The 946-nt window shown below is 56.3% G+C and carries 1 protein-coding gene; it reads right to left on the bottom strand.

The window, feature by feature from the left end; translation table 11 throughout:
• A protein-coding gene (locus HX830_RS31795) for an IS5 family transposase (protein ID WP_177104799.1) occupies positions 1 to 854 on the bottom strand; the annotation gives its coding sequence in 2 pieces (ribosomal slippage) (positions 1 to 498 and positions 501 to 854; 852 coding nt in all).
• Positions 855 to 946: the final 92 nt, after the last annotated feature.

The following is a 946-nucleotide window of genomic DNA, read 5'->3' as shown; positions in this document are numbered from 1 at the left end:
CTAGGCTCTGTACGAAAACAAATGTCGCAAACACCTCATAGAGCAGGCGAGTGAGACCATTGCTTCAAAGCTTTTCGCCAGTTTGTCGAAGCGCGTGACGATCCGCCGATTCTCTTTCAGCCAGCCGAACATGCGTTCGATGATGTTCCGCTGGCGGTATTTTGGTCTGTCGAACAGACGGGGAAGTCCAGGTTTGGGTTTGCGCGTCATCTTGCGGTAAGGAATCACCGGCTGCACTCGATAACGATCGCAATAGCGCCGTAGATGTTCGGCATCGTACCCCTTGTCAGCCAGCAACCACCGGCAGCGCTTGCGGGGGCGGCCCCGACGGCCAGGTACATGAGCGTCGTCAAGCAACGGCTGAGCGTAGGCAATATCGCTGGCCTGTCCGCCCGATAGCTTGAAGCACAGCGGTACTCCGTTGGAGTCGCAGAGCATGTGAATTTTGGTCGTCAGACCGCCGCGACTTCGACCTAGCGCGTGGTCTTCTGGTTCTTCAGGCCCCCCTTTTTTCCGGCACCGGAAGAGGCTCGGGTTGCCTTTACAGCGGTGGAGTCGATCATCCAGGTGTCCAAATCAATCAGCCCTTGCTCGTTGAGCTTGATGTGCAATCGCTTGAGCATCTGATCGAACGTGCCTCGATTTCGCCAATCTCGGAACCGCTGGTAGACGGTTGACCAAGGCCCGAAGCGCTCGGGCATATCGCGCCAGGCGGCACCTGAACATAGAACCCACAAAATGCCGTTGAGCATCAGTCGGTCATCGGCTCTAGGCCGGCCACCGCGTCGGGGTTCAATGAAAAGATCTGCGACCAGTTCCCAGTATTCATCAGGGAGTTCGTACCGTTTTGCCATCGGAGGCTCCTGCCTTTGATGGTCGCGGACTTTACTGGATCCTGGCTTTCATGCAGCTTGAATGGGTTACGAAGGTTTTCGTACAGAGCCTA

Origin of the sequence: Pseudomonas gingeri (assembly GCF_013385425.1) — a bacterium.
In the GTDB taxonomy this organism is placed as follows: domain Bacteria; phylum Pseudomonadota; class Gammaproteobacteria; order Pseudomonadales; family Pseudomonadaceae; genus Aquipseudomonas; species Aquipseudomonas gingeri_D.
Note: the sequence above shows the minus strand (reverse complement) of the source record. Positions and strands in the feature narration are given on the sequence as shown.